The organism is Microbispora sp. NBRC 16548, assembly GCF_030268985.1.
Taxonomy (GTDB): Bacteria; Actinomycetota; Actinomycetes; order Streptosporangiales; family Streptosporangiaceae; genus Microbispora; species Microbispora catharanthi.
Genome location: NZ_BSSF01000002.1, coordinates 619168 through 634381 on the forward strand (window position 1 = coordinate 619168; position 15214 = coordinate 634381).

15 protein-coding genes are annotated in these 15214 nt (G+C 72.6%); 10 read left to right on the top strand and 5 right to left on the bottom strand.

Features of this window, described 5'->3' with window-relative positions; all coding sequences use genetic code 11:
- The first annotated feature begins 1 nt into the window (after position 1).
- The 5 genes from QSK36_RS07245 (at position 2) to murQ (ending at position 5091) form a co-directional block, all read left to right on the top strand.
- Positions 2-1009, top strand: a complete 1008-nt coding sequence (locus QSK36_RS07245) for an ABC transporter permease (protein WP_183534935.1) — start codon at positions 2-4, stop codon at positions 1007-1009.
- A gap of 76 nt (positions 1010-1085) precedes the next feature.
- Positions 1086-1994, top strand: a complete 909-nt coding sequence (locus QSK36_RS07250; protein ID WP_285781762.1) for an ABC transporter permease — start codon at positions 1086-1088, stop codon at positions 1992-1994.
- 2 nt (positions 1995-1996) lie between these two features.
- Positions 1997-3028, top strand: a complete 1032-nt coding sequence (locus QSK36_RS07255) for an ABC transporter ATP-binding protein (protein WP_285781763.1) — start codon at positions 1997-1999, stop codon at positions 3026-3028.
- On the top strand, positions 3025-4029 hold the full coding sequence (locus QSK36_RS07260) for an ABC transporter ATP-binding protein (RefSeq protein ID WP_285781764.1): 1005 nt from the start codon (positions 3025-3027) through the stop codon (positions 4027-4029). The genes QSK36_RS07255 and QSK36_RS07260 overlap by 4 nt, the downstream gene beginning before the upstream one ends.
- A 66-nt stretch (positions 4030-4095) precedes the next feature.
- Complete coding sequence (murQ, locus tag QSK36_RS07265; RefSeq protein WP_285781765.1) at positions 4096-5091, top strand: N-acetylmuramic acid 6-phosphate etherase; 996 nt, start codon at positions 4096-4098, stop codon at positions 5089-5091.
- 118 nt (positions 5092-5209) lie between these two features.
- Here the strand turns inward: murQ and QSK36_RS07270 are convergent, their stop codons facing one another.
- Complete coding sequence (locus QSK36_RS07270; protein WP_139578558.1) at positions 5210-6109, bottom strand: MurR/RpiR family transcriptional regulator; 900 nt, start codon at positions 6107-6109, stop codon at positions 5210-5212.
- A gap of 243 nt (positions 6110-6352) precedes the next feature.
- On the opposite strand from QSK36_RS07270, the gene QSK36_RS07275 reads away from it, so the two are divergent.
- On the top strand, positions 6353-7918 hold the full coding sequence (locus QSK36_RS07275) for a glycoside hydrolase family 10-like protein (protein ID WP_285781766.1): 1566 nt from the start codon (positions 6353-6355) through the stop codon (positions 7916-7918).
- Positions 7919-8058: 140 nt separating this feature from the next.
- Here QSK36_RS07275 and QSK36_RS07280 read toward each other — a convergent pair whose 3' ends face one another.
- The gene (locus QSK36_RS07280) at positions 8059-8778 is read right to left on the bottom strand and encodes a carboxymuconolactone decarboxylase family protein (RefSeq protein ID WP_285781767.1); all 720 of its coding nucleotides are present in this window, start codon (positions 8776-8778) and stop codon (positions 8059-8061) included.
- A 76-nt stretch (positions 8779-8854) separates the two neighbouring features.
- Here QSK36_RS07280 and QSK36_RS07285 point away from each other — a divergent pair, with 76 nt between their 5' ends.
- Together QSK36_RS07285 and QSK36_RS07290 are read left to right on the top strand one after the other, a co-directional pair.
- Complete coding sequence (locus QSK36_RS07285; RefSeq protein WP_183534946.1) at positions 8855-9484, top strand: TetR/AcrR family transcriptional regulator; 630 nt, start codon at positions 8855-8857, stop codon at positions 9482-9484.
- A gap of 20 nt (positions 9485-9504) precedes the next feature.
- Positions 9505-10659: an anhydro-N-acetylmuramic acid kinase gene (locus QSK36_RS07290; protein WP_183534948.1), complete on the top strand. Its 1155-nt coding sequence runs from the start codon at positions 9505-9507 to the stop codon at positions 10657-10659.
- A gap of 17 nt (positions 10660-10676) precedes the next feature.
- Here the strand turns inward: QSK36_RS07290 and QSK36_RS07295 are convergent, their stop codons facing one another.
- A complete protein-coding gene (locus tag QSK36_RS07295; RefSeq protein ID WP_183534949.1) occupies positions 10677-11597 on the bottom strand; it encodes an NmrA/HSCARG family protein in 921 nt (306 codons plus the stop codon).
- Positions 11598-11771: 174 nt separating this feature from the next.
- On the opposite strand from QSK36_RS07295, the gene QSK36_RS07300 reads away from it, so the two are divergent.
- Both QSK36_RS07300 and QSK36_RS07305 read left to right on the top strand, forming a co-directional pair.
- Positions 11772-12371: a TetR/AcrR family transcriptional regulator gene (locus QSK36_RS07300; protein WP_285781768.1), complete on the top strand. Its 600-nt coding sequence runs from the start codon at positions 11772-11774 to the stop codon at positions 12369-12371.
- 51 nt (positions 12372-12422) lie between these two features.
- On the top strand, positions 12423-13241 hold the full coding sequence (locus QSK36_RS07305; protein ID WP_183534951.1) for a MerR family transcriptional regulator: 819 nt from the start codon (positions 12423-12425) through the stop codon (positions 13239-13241).
- Positions 13242-13275: 34 nt separating this feature from the next.
- Here the strand turns inward: QSK36_RS07305 and QSK36_RS07310 are convergent, their stop codons facing one another.
- Both QSK36_RS07310 and QSK36_RS07315 read right to left on the bottom strand, forming a co-directional pair.
- Positions 13276-13938: a response regulator transcription factor gene (locus QSK36_RS07310; RefSeq protein ID WP_139578549.1), complete on the bottom strand. Its 663-nt coding sequence runs from the start codon at positions 13936-13938 to the stop codon at positions 13276-13278.
- Positions 13935-15092, bottom strand: a complete 1158-nt coding sequence (locus QSK36_RS07315; RefSeq protein ID WP_285781769.1) for a sensor histidine kinase — start codon at positions 15090-15092, stop codon at positions 13935-13937. The genes QSK36_RS07310 and QSK36_RS07315 overlap by 4 nt, the downstream gene beginning before the upstream one ends.
- Between the last annotated feature and the right edge of the window lie 122 nt (positions 15093-15214).

Here is a 15214-nt window from a genome sequence, read left to right on the forward strand (position 1 = left end):
CATGGCGGTTCTCCTCCGGCGGCTCGCGGGCCATGTGGCCCGCGGGTTCGTCATGATCCTGGTCGTCACGACGATCAGCTTCCTGATCATCAGGAGCGTGCCCGGCGACCCGCTCGCGGCCCGCTACCAGAAGCTCGTCGAGCAGGGCATGGCCCCCGACGCCGCCCAGCGCGCGGTCGAGGCGCTGTACGGCTTCACGCCGAAGGGCAGCCTCTGGGAGCAGTACCTCGACTACATGGGCGGGCTGGCCCACCTCGACCTCGGGCAGTCGCTGTCCGTGCCCGGCGCCGGCGTGTCCACCGTGCTGTTCTCGGCCGCCAAGTGGACCGTGATCCCGGTGCTCGCCGGTACGCTGCTGAGCTTTCTCGTCGGCGTCGTCATGGGCGTCTACGCGGCGATCAAGCGGACCGGCGTCCTGGGCGACCTCCTCGCGATCTCCGGATCGCTGCTGCACGGTGTCCCGCAGTACGTGCTGGCGCTGCTGCTGGGGGCGATCTTCACCACGCTGGTCCCGATCCTCCCCGCCGGGGGGACCGCCGACATCATGATCGACCCCGGCTTCACCGCCGACTACATCGGCTCGCTGGTTCAGCACGCCACCCTGCCTGTCGTCACGTACGCGCTGGCCGGCTACGGCGGGTGGATCCTCGCGATGAAGTCGAGCGTGGTGACCGTGCTCGGCGACGACTTCATCCTGGCCGCCGAGTTGCGCGGAATGAAGCGGTCGATCGTCTTCCGTTACCTGGCGCGCAACGCGATCCTCCCGCTGTTCACGATCCTGGCGCTCTCGCTGGGCCTGCTCTTCGGCGGCGCGATCTTCATCGAGCGCATCTTCAACTACCCGGGCCTGGGGCTGATGCTCATCGACAGCATCAACAACCGCGACTACTCCCTGATGGGCGGGGCGTTCCTGCTCATCACGACGGCGGTCGTCGTCGCGAACATCGCCGCCGACCTCCTCTACACGGTCATCGACCCCCGGGTGCGCAGCGGAGGGGAGGCGGCGTGAGCGAGCGGAGCGAGCGAGTCATCAGGCACAGGGCGCTGCGCGCATGCGACCCCGAGCCGTCAGGCGAGGGGGTGGCATGAGCGCGACCATCGTGCCGGAGGCGGAGGCGGGGGGCGCCGCGGCGGTCCGCCGCAACTTCTGGCGGGGCGTCTGGCGGGTCATGCGGCGCAAGCCGAGCCGGATGGCCGGGGCGGTCATCCTCGCGGTGTTCGCCTTCATGGGGATCTTCGGGCCGATGCTCTACCCCGACCCCCTGCCCCGCGACACGAGCGCGCTCTACGCCCCGCCGAGCCTGCGGCATCCGTTCGGCACCGACTTCGAGGGCACGGACGTGCTCGCCCTCGTCGTCACCGGCTCCCGGTACGTCCTGCTGACCGCCGTCGTGACGGCCGTCATCACGGTCGTGGTCGGCGCGGGTGTCGGGTTGTTCGCCGGGTTCCGGCGGGGGCGCTGGGACACCGTGCTCATGCGATTCACCGACATGAAGCTCACGATCCCCGGGCTGCCGCTGCTGCTGGTGCTGTCGACGGTGTGGAAGTTCACCGACGCCGTCGAGATGGGGCTGGTGCTCGGGCTGCTCGGCTGGGGCGGCGTGGCCCGGGCCGTGCGGTCGCAGACGCTCTCACTGCGCGAGCGCGGCTTCATCGAGGCCGCACGGGGGCTCGGCCTGTCCACGACGCACATCGTCGGCAGGGAGCTGCTGCCCGGCATGGCTCCGTACATCGCGATGAACGCGCTCATCGCGGTGACCGGCGCGGTCTACGCGCAGGTGGGCCTGTTCTTCCTGGGTGTGCTGCCGTTCGAGGCGAACAACTGGGGCGTCATGCTCAACCTCGCCGTGTTCGGCGGCGGCGCGCTGACCACGACGGCCGCGCTGCCGTATCTGCTGGCGCCGCTGCTGGCGATCCTGCTGCTCACGCTCGGCATCGTGCTGGTCGTCGACGCCATGGACGAGATCTTCAACCCCCGGCTGCGGGAGGAGTGAGCATGGCTCCCGAGCAGAGTCCTCCCGGCGTGCGGATCCGCGGGCTGACCGTGGTCTACCGCACCCCGGCCGGCGAGCTGCCGGCGGTGTCCGGCGTCGACCTCGACCTCGCGCCCGGCACGATCACCGGCGTCGTCGGCGAGTCGGGCTCCGGCAAGTCCACGCTCGCGCTGTCGCTGCTCAACGCCGTCCAGCCGCCCGGCAGGATCGCGGCGGGCAGCGTCGAGATCGACGGGCTCGGCGACGTCGTCGCGCTCGGCGGCGAGGGGCTGCGCCGGGCTCGCGGGCGGCACGTCGGGTACGTCTTCCAGGCGGCGCAGAACTCCCTCAACCCGCTCAAGACGGTCGGCAGACAGGTGCTCGACCTGGGCCGCTCCCACGGCGTCGAGAACCCACGCGGCCTGCTGGCGGAGGCCCGCGACCTGCTCGGCCGGATGGGCCTGGACGGCGCCCGGGTGCTCGACTCCTACCAGCACGAACTGTCCGGCGGCATGCGCCAGCGGGTCGGCATCATGCTGGCCCTGGTGCTGAACGCCCGCCTCGTCGTGCTGGACGAGCCCACGACCGCCCTCGACATGATCACGCAGGCCACGATCCTGCGTATCGTCCGGGAGGTGCACGCCGAGCGCGGCCTCACCACGCTCGTCATCACCCACGACCTCGGGGTGGTCGCCGAGGTCGCCGACCGGCTCGCGGTCATGTACGGCGGGCGGGTGGCCGAGCAGGGTCCCACCCGCGAGGTGCTGGCCGAGCCGCGCCACCCGTACACGCGGGGGCTGCTCGGGGCCATCCCGCGCCTCGTCGGCGACATCGGCGAGGCGCACGCCCTGCCGGGCCGCCCGCCGACGCTGGCCGACATCCCGGCCGACGGGTGCGTGTTCCGCGAGCGCTGCCCGCTGCGCATGGACGTGTGCGAGACCGGCCGGCCGCCGGTTGTCGTCTCGGGCTCCCGGTCGGCGGCCTGCCACGCCGTACGGGACGACGACGGGGACAGACCGGCCGTGGCCGCCGCGACGGGGGAGGAGCAGGCATGATCAGCGGGACCGGCATCACGAAGACGTTCCGGCAGCGCGGCGGCGTGCTCGGCGCCCGGGAGGTGCCCGCGCTGCGCGGCGTGGACTTCGCCATTCCGAAGGGCGGCGCCGTCTCGTTCATCGGCGAGTCGGGCTGCGGCAAGACCACGCTCGGCCGGATCATCGCCGGGCTGGAGACCTGCGACTCCGGGGAGATCGTCATCGACGACGTGGCGATGTCGTCGCTGAGCCACCGCGGGCGGCAGCCGTACTTCCGCCGGGTCCAGCTCATCCACCAGGACCCGTACTCCGCGCTGAACCCGACGCGCACGATCCACCAGGCGCTGGCCGCGCCGCTCGCGCTGCGGGCGAGGCAGACCGGCCGGCCGCGCTCGTGGGCGGACGAGCGGGCCGGGGAACTGCTCGGCCTGGTCGGGCTCGACCCGGGCTACGTGCTGCCGCGCTATCCCCACCAGCTGTCCGGCGGCATGCGCCAGCGCGTGGTGATCGCCCGCGCGCTCACCGTCGATCCCGAGGTCCTGGTCGCCGACGAGGCGGTCTCCATGATCGACGTGTCGCTGCGCCTGGGCATCCTCGCGCTGCTGAAGGACCTGCGCGAGCGGCTCGGGGTGAGCGTGCTGTTCATCACGCACGACGTGGCGACGGCCCGCTACATCGGCACCGACGGCGAGCTGTACGTCATCTACCGCGGCCAGGTCGTCGAGCGTGGCCCGGTCGAGACCGTCATCTCGGCTCCGGTGCATCCCTACACGCAGGCGCTGCTGTCGGCCATCCCGGTGCTGCACGGCCTGGAGTCGCCGGGCGAGCAGCGGGTCGTGCCGGTGGAGGCGTCGGGGGAGCACCCGGACGGCTGCCTGTTCGCGCCGCGCTGCCCCTTCAGGACCGAGCGGTGCGAACGCGAGCGGCCCGCGCTCGGCCGCGACGGCGACACGCCGCAGGAGCACGCCTGCTTCCATCCCGAGCGCCGCAGCGTGGTCGCCGTGCCGGTGAGCCGCCGGTGAGGAGTCGTTTCGGACGCGTACGGCGATCGGGGGAGGCCGGAGTTGGAAACCGACGACAGGGACAAGATGACTGACCCACTGACGGGCCTGTCCACAGAGCACGGCGAGCTCAACACCGAGCACGGCGAGCTCAACACCGAGCACGGCGAGCTCAACACCGAGCACAGCGAGCTCTACACGGAGCAGAGCGACCCGCGTTACCGCGAGATCGACCGGTTGCCGACCGAGGAGATCGCCCGCCTGATGAACGCGGCCGACGCCACGGTGCCCGGCGCGGTGGCCAGGGCCATTCCGGCCGTCTCGGCCGCCATCGACGCGATCGCCGCCCGCATGGCACGGGGCGGACGCCTGTTCTACGTGGGGGCGGGGACGTCCGGCAGGCTGGGCGTCCTCGACGCCTCGGAATGCCCGCCGACCTTCGGCACCGACCCCGAACTCGTACAGGGCGTCATCGCGGGCGGCGAGGCCGCGCTGACCCGGTCGGTCGAGGGCGCCGAGGACGACCACGACGGCGGGGCGGCGGCCGTCGCCGGCCGCGGCCTGGGCCCGCTCGACTCGCTCGTGGGGATCTCCGCCAGCGGTCGCGCGCCGTTCGTGCTCGGGGCGCTGGGCGAGGCCGCCCGCCGGGGGGCGCTGACCGTGAGCCTGTCCTGCAACCCGGGGTCGCCGCTGTCGGAGCGGGCCGAGCATCCGATCGAGGTGGTCGTCGGCCCCGAGGTGGTGGCCGGCTCGACCCGGCTCAAGGCGGGGACCGCCCAGAAGCTCGTGCTCAACATGATCTCCACGATCGCGATGATCCGGCTCGGCAGGACGTACGGGAACGCCATGATCGAGGTCTCGGCGGTGAACGAGAAGCTCGCGCACAGGGCGACACGGATCGTCGGCGACATCACCGGCGCCGGTTCCGCCGCCGCGCGGGCCGCGCTGGAGGCGGCGGACTGGAACGTCAAGGTGGCCGTGCTGATGGTCGAGCGCGACCTCGGCCCGGACGGCGCCCGTGCGCTGCTGAAGGCCAACGGCGACCGGCTGGAGGCCGCCCGCCACGCCGGAGGCGCCGCCTGACAGGTGCCGGTCCTTCCCGGCCTTCCCCCACGGAGGGGCGGCCGGGCGGGGCAGAGGGCGCTTCGAGGCGGCCGCGCCCTCGCGAGACCGGCGGAGCGGATGGCTTCCTGCGGGTGGGTCAGGCCGAGCGGGCGCGGCGGTGGGCGTCGCCGAGGTAGTCGGCGAGCGCGTCGCGGGTCGCGCGTAAGGCGGCGTCGGAGGTGTCGAACGTGCGCTGCGCGACGCCGACGAAGACACAGTCGACGATGAGCAACTGGCTGATCCGGCTGGCCAGCGCGCCCGGCCGGAACGCCGTCTCGCGCCCGGCGGAGATCAGGACGTGGTCGGCGAGCCCGGCCAGCGACGAGCGCGGGTTGTTCGTGATGGCCACGACGGTCGCGCCGGCCTTGCGGGCGACCCGCGCCGGGCCGAGCACGTCGGGCGTCTCGCCGGTGCAGCTCACCCCGACGGCGACGTCTCCTTCGCGGAGCAGCGCGGCGCTGGTGAGCGCGAGGTGCGCGTCGGTGAAGTAGTGGCCGGGCAGCCCGATCCGCATCAGCTTCTGCGCCATGTCGGCCGCGACGAGGCCGGAGGCGCCCACGCCGTACACGTCCACGCGGCGGGCTCCGGCGACGGCGTCCACCACCGCGCCGAGCCCGTCGGGGTTGAGCTGGGCCGCCGTGTCGGCGAGCGCCTGCGACTCGGCCCGGGTGACCTTGGCGATCACGTCGGTCAGGGGGTCGTCCGGGGCGAGGTCGCCGGGCACGAGCCGCTCGGGGGTGTCCCTGGCCACGGCCGCCGCCAGGGCGAACCGCAGCTGGGAGTAGCCGGCGAAGCCCAGCGCCCGTGCGGTCCGCACGATCGTCGCCTCGCTGATCCCCGAGACCGCGCTGACCTCCGTGATGGTGCTGCGGGCCACCATGGCGGGGTCGTCGAGGATGAGGCGCGCGATGGTCTGGGCGGCGGGGGTGAGCGAGGGCAGCACCGCACGCACCGTCGCGATCGGGTTGACCGGTGCGGCGCCCTCGTTCTCGTTCATCACCTGCAGCCTCTCCTGTGCGCGATCAGCTTAGATCCATGCGCCCGCCGGTGCGGGACAACGGACCAGAAGTCCACATGTCGAGATATATGCGGCGTGACCTGGACGCCCGCCGCCGTCTCCCATGAGGACCTCTTGGGGCAGATTACACGTCGATGACACTTTCTTTTATCCGCATTGATCTGAAAGTAAGTTTCTGCCAGTGTCGTGATCGCCGCATCCCCCCGGCCTTCGGAGGTCCGATTGAGCTCCCCCTCCCGGCGTGCCGTGCTGCGCGGCCTGGCCCTCGCCGCCGCGGCGTCGGCCGTCCCGCTGCCGGCCCTCGCCGCATCCCCCGCTTCCGCCTTCTCCGTCTCTCCCGCCGGGTACGTCCCGCCGCTGCGCCAGATGCGCGGCATGTGGATCGCCTCGGTCGTCAACATCAACTGGCCGTCCAGGACCGGCCTGACGCCCGAGCAGCAGCAGGCCGAGTTCACGGCCTGGCTCGACCTGGCCGTGGCGCGCCGGCTCAACTCCGTGTTCGTGCAGATCAGGCCGACCGCCGATGCCTTCTGGCCCTCGCCGTACGAGCCGTGGTCGCAGTATCTGACCGGGGTCCAGGGGCAGGATCCGGGCTACGACCCGCTGGGCTTCGCCGTCGAGGCGGCCCACCGGAGGGGCCTGGCGTTCCACGCCTGGTTCAACCCCTACCGCGTGTCGATGCAGGCGGACCCGGCCAAGCTGCACCCCGACCACCCCGGCCGCCGCCATCCCGAGTGGATCGTCCCGTACGGCGGGAAGCTCTACTACAACCCCGGCATCCCCGAGGTCCGGGCGTTCGTGCAGGACGCGATGATGGACGCCGTCACCCGATACGACATCGACGGCGTGCACTTCGACGACTACTTCTACCCGGTCAACACGACGGCGTTCGACGACAGCGCGGCCTACGCGGCGTACGGCGCGGGCTTCCCCGACCTGGCCGCCTGGCGGCGCGACAACGTCGACCTGCTGGTCCGGGAGATGCAGCAGCGCGTACGGCAGGCCAAGCCCGAGGTGATCTGGGGCATCGGCCCGTCGGGCATCTGGCGCAACAAGGCCACCGACCCCCTCGGCTCCGACACCAGCGGCGGCCAGTCGTACGACAACCTGCACGCCGACACCCGCGGCTGGGTGAAGAAGGGCTGGCTCGACTACGTCGCGCCGCAGCTCTACTGGTACATCGGCCAGTCGAACGCCGACTACGCCAAGCTCGTCCCCTGGTGGTCCGACGTGGCCGCCGGCACCGGGGTGCAGTTGTGGATCGGCCAGGCGGCGTACAAGGCGGGGGCGGCCGGGCAGCCCGCCGAGTGGTCCCAGCCGGACGAGCTGTCCCGGCACCTCACGCTCAACCGTGACCATCCGGAGGTCGGCGGAGACATCTGGTACAACGCGGCCGACGTCCGCGACGACCGGCTCGGGTCGATCGGCGCGGTCGTGAGCGGGCACTACACGCGTCCGGCGCTCGCGCCGCTGCTGCCCAGGCTCGCGGGCGGCGAGCCGCCGCGTCGTCCCGTGCTCGCCTCGGCCCGCCGCGTGAGCGGGGGCGTGGAGCTGCACGTCGAGGCCACGGGACCCCGAGCCCCGTTCCAGTTCGCCGTCTTCCGGTTCGACCGGCCCGCCCGCCGGCAGGACTTCGCCGACGCGGCGCACCTGGTCGCGGTCGTCCCGGCGGGCAGGCACGTCCGCTGGATCGACCCGGACGGTGCGCCCGGCCACCGCTACCACGTCACGGCGGTCGACCGGGCGTCCCGGCAGAGCGAGCCGAGCCACGAACGCAGGGCGCATTGAGCAGGGCGCGTTGAGCAGGGTCCACAAGAGCACTGAGCGCAGGGCCGAGTAGTCCTCCGGCCGGGCGGGACGCCGTAGCGCACCGGCGTCCCGCCCGGCCGGCCCGCACGGTCAGGCGGTGCGGGCCGTGGCGTACGGCGTCAGCGGGCGGGGGCGAGCTCGGCGAGACAGGCGTTGAGCGCCTTCCACGCCTGCCATGCCCGCGTCACCCCGAACTGCGCGTTGAAGCGCAGCACGGCCCGCACGTCCTCGTGCGACGCGCCGCCCCCGAGGGCGCGGCCCACGTGGATGCGGAACGTCTCGTCCAGCGTCTGGTAGTGCACGTCGATGCTCATCGTCGTGAACGCCCGCTCCCGGACGCTCAACGTGCCCGGACCCTGGACGCCCCGCATCCGCGACTGAAGGTCGAAGTACTCCAGGAAGTACGCGTCGAGCTCGGCCAGCTCGGCCCGCACCGGCGCGGGCAGCGGGGTCGGCGCCGCGCCGGGACCGGTCTCCAGCAGTTCCCGGGGCAGCGGTTCGGCGTCCGGGCGGGGCAGCCCGGCGGCGGCCTCGATCTCGGCGAGCCGCTCCAGCGCGGCCAGCGCCGCGACATACCCGCTGTCGTAGGCGATCAGGCGCAACAGCGCCCGTATGTCGGCGGTCGACACGCCGCGCTGCATGCCCGCGCGGACGTGCATCTCGAACGGGAACCCGAGGGCCGGCTGGCAGACGTCCGCCACCAGGGCCAGGAACACCTTCTCGCGGTCGCTGAGCTCGGGCACCGCCCAGCAGTGTCCGGCGCTGGCGGCCGCCATCTGGGCGAACACCGGGTCCATCTCGTTGATCGTGTCGAAGTCCGTGGAAGCGTGGACGGTCACAGGAATCGCTCCTTTGGTGAACGGTTGTAGCGCTACGACTGTAGCGTGATTGACGTCCTCGTACAATGGGCCCGTCATGGAATCCACCACGCCCCCGACTCCCGCCGCCCGCCGCCGTCCGAACGCGCGAGGGCAGGGCGAGCGGCTGCGCGAGGAGATCGTCGCGGCGGCCATGCGCATGCTCGACGACCTCGCCGACGACGAGGCGCTGTCGCTGCGTGCCGTGGCGCGCGAGGTGTCGATCGCGGCCACCTCGGTCTACCTGCACTTTCCCGACCGTGATGCGCTCGTGCTCGCGGTGCTGCGGCGCTGTCACGAGGAACTGGTGCGGACCGGTGACGAGGCGGACGCGGCGCAGGAGGACCCCGGGGAGCGGCTGCGGGCGCGCATCCTCGCGCAGGCCGCCTGGGCGCATGAGCATCCGGGCCTTTACAAGGTGCTGCACGAGAGCGCGGTCCACCGCCGGCTCGGCATGCCGTTCAAGGAGGTGCTGGTCGCCAGGACCACGGAGGCGGTCCGGCGCTGCATGGACGCCGGGGTCGCCCCGCGCGACGACGCGACGACGGTCGCGATCGACCTGCGCACGGCGGTGAACGGCATGCTGTCTCAGCGGATCAACGAGCCCGACCTGCCCTGGCCGCCGGCGGAGGAGCAGATCGACCGTTTCCTCATCAAGCTCGTCGGCCTCCCGCCGAGAGCCGGCTGAACAATCCTTGCGAGGCGGGCGTGCGCGTACTCGGGCTGATGTCGGGGACCTCCCACGACGGGATCGACTGCGCGCTCGTCCACTGGTCGCGGGACGGCGACCTGCTCACCGGTGTCGTGGAGCACACCGGCACGGTGTCCTACCCGCCTGACCTGCGGGCCGCGATCGTCGCCGCGCTGCCGCCGAACCGTACGGACATGGGCGAGGTCTGCCGCCTCGACACACTCGTGGGCCGGGCGTTCGCCGAGGCGGCGGCGACCTGCCCGGCCGCCGACCTCGTCTGCTCGCACGGGCAGACGATGTACCACTGGGTGGAGGACGGGCGCGTGCGCGGGACGCTCCAGCTCGGGCAGCCCGCCTGGGTCGCCGAACGGCTCGGCGTGCCGGTCGTGTCGGACCTTCGGGTGCGCGACGTGGCCGCAGGAGGGCAGGGCGCGCCGCTCGTGTCCGCCTTCGACCTGCCGTTGCTGTCCGGGCTGCCCGCCTCTGCGGGCCGGGCCGGCGCGCTGAACCTCGGCGGCATCGCCAACCTCACCGTGTGCGAGCCCCCGCTCGCCTACGACACCGGCCCGGCCTCGGCGCTGACGGACGCGGCCGTACGCGCCGCCACCGGCATGCCGTACGACGAGGACGGCAGGCTCGCCGCGGCGGGGAAGGTCGACGAGGGCCTGCTGGCCGAGTTGCTCGCCGAGCCGTACTATCACCGGCCGCCGCCCAAGACGACGGGCAAGGAACTGTTCCACGCGGGCTATCTGGACCGGGTCGCCGGGCCGTACGCGCTGGGCCTGCCGGACCTGGTGGCGACGCTCACGGCGCTCACCGCCGAGACGGTCGCGGCGGAGATCCGGCGGCACGGGCTCGGCACGGTCGTCGTCTCCGGTGGCGGCGTGCGCAACCCGGCCCTGATGAGCGCGCTGCGCGAACGGGCCCGAGGCGTACGGCTGCTGCCGAGCGACGACCTCGGCGTGCCCTCGGACGCCAAGGAGGCCGTCGCGTTCTCCTACCTCGGCTGGCTGACCGCGCACGGCCTGCCCGGCACGGTGCCCGCCTGCACCGGCGCGGCCGGATCGCGGGTGCTCGGCACCATCACCCCGGGCCGCGGGCCGCTGCGGCTGCCGGAACCGCTCGTCGCGCCGCCCAGCCGCATCCGCATGAGCGCCGTTGCGCCCGGGTGAGGCGCTGGAAGTCCTGATCAGCCGCCGGCCTGGCCGAGAAGCCTGGAGCGGTGCGTCTCCGCCCACCTCCTGAAGCCGGTCAGGGCGACGCCGTAGGAGGCGAGCGCGTCGATCGGGGCCTGATACCCCACCTCGTTGAGCCATTCCTCGCCGCGGACGACCGCCGGTGGACGACCCGCGGCGACGGCCTGCGACGGGGCGAGCGAGACCGCCCTGACGGTCCGCTGCGTGACGGCGCCGATTATGGCGGCCACCTCGTGCATGGTCAGCGCCTCGGCGGCCAGTTCGATGCTCTGCCCGGAGAAGCGGCCGGGCCGTTCGAGCGCCGCGACGGCGAAGGCCGCGATGTCGTCGGCACTGATCATCTGCACTCTGACATGCCGCCCGACGGCGGTGACGATCTCGCCCCGGGCCAGTTCGGGGAACATCAGCGGCGCCTTGGGCGGAAGGAGGTTCTCCATGAGGAATGACGGCTTGAGGATGGTGTAGGCGGGCAGGCCGCCGTCGCGAACGGCTTCCTCGATCCGGCGCTTGGTCTCCCAGTACTCCTCGTTCCAGTGGCCGCTGCCCCAGCGGGGCATGCGGGGGAGATCGCCGGTGCCGGCCACAGAGGTCTGGACGAAGTGCCGGACGCCGGAGCGCTTGGCCGCCTCGATGAGGAAGGTGGCGTTTCTCAGCTCGGCGGTGTCGTCTCCGGGATCGCGGACAGGCACCGCGAACACGGCGGTCGCACCGTCGAGAACGGCTTCTACCGCGGCCGGGTCGCCGAGGTCGCCGACAACCACCTCGGCGCCCAACTCGGCCAGGTGGCGGGCGCGGGCGGGCTCGCGGGTCAGGGCGCGGACCCGGTGGCCGCGGCTCGACAGGCCGCGCACCGCGGCCGATCCCTGGGTGCCGGTCGCTCCGACGACCAGGACCGAGTGCCGTCTGTCGTCCATGATCCGACCTTCCTGTTCATCTCGATGCGCGGCCGCTCCCGCGGCCGGCAGCGGCGTCGACCGGGTCACACCGATAAGCGGACCGCATGGTCACGTTGAATCTGACATAACCGGACCGTGCGGTCAACTTGTGCTAGGGTCGCCGGAGAGAACAGCTGGGAGGCGAGGCGACACGTGCCGACCCCATCGCAGACACGCCGCCCGCGAGCCGACGCCGTCCGCAACCGTCAGTCGTTGCTCGACGCCGCGCGTGAGGCGTTCGCCGAACACGGCATGGAGGTGTCGATCTCCGAGATCGCGCAGCGCGCGGGCATCGGGAAGGGCACGGTCTTCCGCCACTTCGCGACCAAGGAGTCGCTGGCGGCCGCGATCGTGTCCGACCGGCTCGACGAGCTCGCGGTCACGGGGCGCACGCTGCTGGAGGCGGCGGACCCGGAGGCGGCCCTGCTGGAGTTCATGACGGCGGGGGTGGAGCTGCACGTGAGCGACCGTTCCTTCTGCCAGGCGGCGACCACGGACGTCCGGAGGGATCCGGTGGTCCGAGCCGCCGCCGACCGCCTGTCCGGGGTCGCGGAGGCGCTCACCGACCGAGCCAGAAGGAAGGGTGTCATCCGCGGTGACATCACCGGGGAGGACGTGATCCGGATGCTGACGGCGGCCTGCCAGGCCGCCGCGCCGGACGAGGACGTCACGGGGGCCTGGCGCCGATACCTTCACCTGATCTTCGACGGCTTGCGATCCGAGGGAGCGCGCCCCCTGCCACCGGCGGCCTGAGAGGCGGCGCTTGACCCTGACACCGTGTGAGGCGCTGGAATCGGTCACACCATGTTCATCATCGGAGACTTCGCCAGGCACGGCCGCGTGTCGGTCCGCATGCTGCACCACTACGACGCGATCGGGCTGCTCCGCCCGGCCCGCGTCGATCCCGCGAACGGCTACCGCTTCTACGAGGCGGGCCAGCTTGCCCGCCTCAACCGGATCACGGCGCTCAAGGATCTGGGCTTCACGCTCAGACAGGTGCGGGAAGTCCTGGACGAGCAGGTGAGCGCCGAGGAACTGCGCGGGATGCTGCGGCTGCGGCAGGCGGAGCTGGAGGCGGCGATGGCCGCCGCGGCGGCCCGGCTGGCCCAGGTCGAGGCGAGGCTCCGGACGATCGAGAGTGAGGGACACATGAACACCGACGACGTGGTGGTCAAGCGCATCCCAGCCGTCCGGGTGGCGGAACTCAGCGGCGTGGCGCGCAGCTACGAACCCGAGGACATCGGCCCGGTCGTCGGCCCGCTGTTCCAGGAGCTGTGCCGCAGGCTGGACGAGGCCGCGGTGACCCCGGTGGGGCCGGCGATCGCCTATTACGAGGACGCCCCCGGCGGCGAGGGGATCCTCGCCCACGTGGCGATGCCGGTCGCGGCCGCGCCCGAGGACGGTCACGACTTCGCGATCGTGGACCTGCCCGTGATCGAGCAGGCGGCCACCATCGTGCATCGCGGCCCGATGGACGACGTCCTCCCGGCCGCGCAGACGCTGGCCCGGTGGATCGCCGACGGCGGCCACCGCTCCGCCGGGTACGCCAGGGAGCTCTACCTGGAGGCCGGGGAGGATCCCGCCCGGTGGGTCACCGAACTCCAGGAGCCGCTCGCCGGCTGAGGTACGTTGCCGCCGGGTGCGGCCGTACGGCGTGTCAGAGCCAGCCGGGTTTGACCAGGCCCGACTCGTACGCGATGACGACGAGCTGGGCCCGGTCGCGGGCGTGGAGTTTGCTCATCGTGCGGCTCACGTGGGTCTTGGCCGTCGCCGGGGACATGTAGAGCCTGGTGGCGATCTCGTCGTTCGTCATGCCGGTGCCCACGAGCGCGAGCACCTCCCGCTCCCGCTCGGTGAGCGGGTCGAGGCGGGTCACGATGCCGGGCTCCTTGGCGCGGGCGACGTACTCCGCGATGAGCCTGCGCGTCACGCCTGGGGACAGCAGGGCGTCGCCGGAGGCCACCACCCGGACGGCCTGGATCAGCTCGGCCGGCTCGGTGTCCTTGACCAGGAAGCCGCTCGCGCCGCCGCGCAGGGCCTCGAAGACGTACTCGTCCAGCTCGAACGTGGTGAGCATGACGATCTTCACGTCGGCGAGGGCGGGGTCGTCGCCGATGCGGCGGGTGGCCGTCAGGCCGTCGGTGCCGGGCATGCGGATGTCCATCAGCACCACGTCGGGGCGCAGGTCTCGGGTGAGCAGGACGGCCTGCTCGCCGTCGCCGGCCTCGCCGACGACGGTCATGCCCTCCTGCGCGTCGAGCAGGGCCCGGAACCCGGCCCGGACCAGTGCCTGGTCGTCGGCGAGCAGGACGCGTATCAATTCGGCTCCTTGGGGGTGGCGGATAGGGGGAGGGGGAGGCGGGCCTCGACGCGGAAGCCGCCGCGGGGCCGGGGGCCGGCCGCCAGCGACCCGCCGAGCGCCGCGGCCCGCTCGCGCATGCCGGGGATGCCGTTGCCGCTGCCGAGGCCCGCCTCGGCCCGCGCCGTTCCCGCGCCGTCGTCCTCGATCACCACGGTCAGCTCCTCAGGCGCGTACGCCACGCGTACGGTCACCCGCGAGCCGGGTGCGTGCCGCGAGACGTTGGTCAGCGACTCCTGCACGATCCGGTAGCCGGCCCGGTCGATGCCGGCGGGCAGCGGGCGCGTCTGCCCGGTGACCTCCAGTGTGACCGGCAGGCCGCTGCGCTCGGCGAGGTCGGCCAGGTGGGCCATCCCGGCGGTGGGGGAGCGCGGCGCGCCGTCCCTGAGCAGGCTCAGCACGCCGCGCATCTCGGTCAGCACGTCCTTGGACGCCTGCTTGATCGTGGTCAGCGCGGTGCGGGCCTGCTCGGGGTGGTCGTCCAGGATGTGCAGGGCGGTGGACGCCTGCACGTGGATCAGCGAGATGTTGTGGGCGAGCACGTCGTGCAGCTCCTGGGCCATGGTGAGCCGTTCCTCGCTCGCCTGCCGCCTGGCCTCCTCACGCGCCACCCGTTCGCGTTCGGCGAGGCGCTCGCGGCGCATCCGGTGGAACTCCGCCACGGTGAGCGTGAGCAGCAGGTAGGCCGCGACCGCGGTGTGGTGGAAGAGGCTCGCCCGGTGGGGGATGAACCAGGTGGCGTAGACGACCACGAACAGGAAGAACGCCCCCGACGACAGCCACGCCGCGCGACGGTGCCCCGACAGCACCGCATTGAAGATCACGATGATCGGGCTGAGGAACACCGGCCCGTACGAGTAGCCGAGCAGCATGTAGACCGAGGTCGAGGTGAGCGTGACGACCAGCGCGGCGACCGGCGCGCGGCGGCGCACCGCGATCGCGAGCGGCCCGACCAGCAGCAGCGCGTAGCCCCACCCGGTCAGCGGCACCCGCCCGAGGTCCGGGTTACGCAACTGCCAGTACTGGGCGCCCATCGTCAGGAACACCTGGAGGATCCCGATGATGACCGGCAGAACGGGATCGATGCGGTGGTACATCGCGGAACGGGAACGCACACCCGCACGCTAGGCCATCGCCGCTGGTCACCGCATCCGCCCGGCGCGGCAGTCCGCCGTACGCCGGGAGGAGTAGCCCGCGTCGGCGTCCAAAAGCGGACAATCCCGCAGCGATATTGACG

Coding starts and splice junctions, on each gene's coding strand:
- QSK36_RS07255 (WP_285781763.1), top strand. CDS start 1,997: ATGGCTCCCGAGCAGAGTCCTCCCGGCGTGCGGATCCGCGGGCTGACC.
- murQ (WP_285781765.1), top strand. CDS start 4,096: ATGACTGACCCACTGACGGGCCTGTCCACAGAGCACGGCGAGCTCAAC.
- QSK36_RS07250 (WP_285781762.1), top strand. CDS start 1,086: ATGAGCGCGACCATCGTGCCGGAGGCGGAGGCGGGGGGCGCCGCGGCG.
- QSK36_RS07295 (WP_183534949.1), bottom strand. CDS start 11,597: ATGGACGACAGACGGCACTCGGTCCTGGTCGTCGGAGCGACCGGCACC.
- QSK36_RS07245 (WP_183534935.1), top strand. CDS start 2: ATGGCGGTTCTCCTCCGGCGGCTCGCGGGCCATGTGGCCCGCGGGTTC.
- QSK36_RS07285 (WP_183534946.1), top strand. CDS start 8,855: ATGGAATCCACCACGCCCCCGACTCCCGCCGCCCGCCGCCGTCCGAAC.
- QSK36_RS07260 (WP_285781764.1), top strand. CDS start 3,025: ATGATCAGCGGGACCGGCATCACGAAGACGTTCCGGCAGCGCGGCGGC.
- QSK36_RS07305 (WP_183534951.1), top strand. CDS start 12,423: ATGTTCATCATCGGAGACTTCGCCAGGCACGGCCGCGTGTCGGTCCGC.
- QSK36_RS07270 (WP_139578558.1), bottom strand. CDS start 6,109: ATGAACGAGAACGAGGGCGCCGCACCGGTCAACCCGATCGCGACGGTG.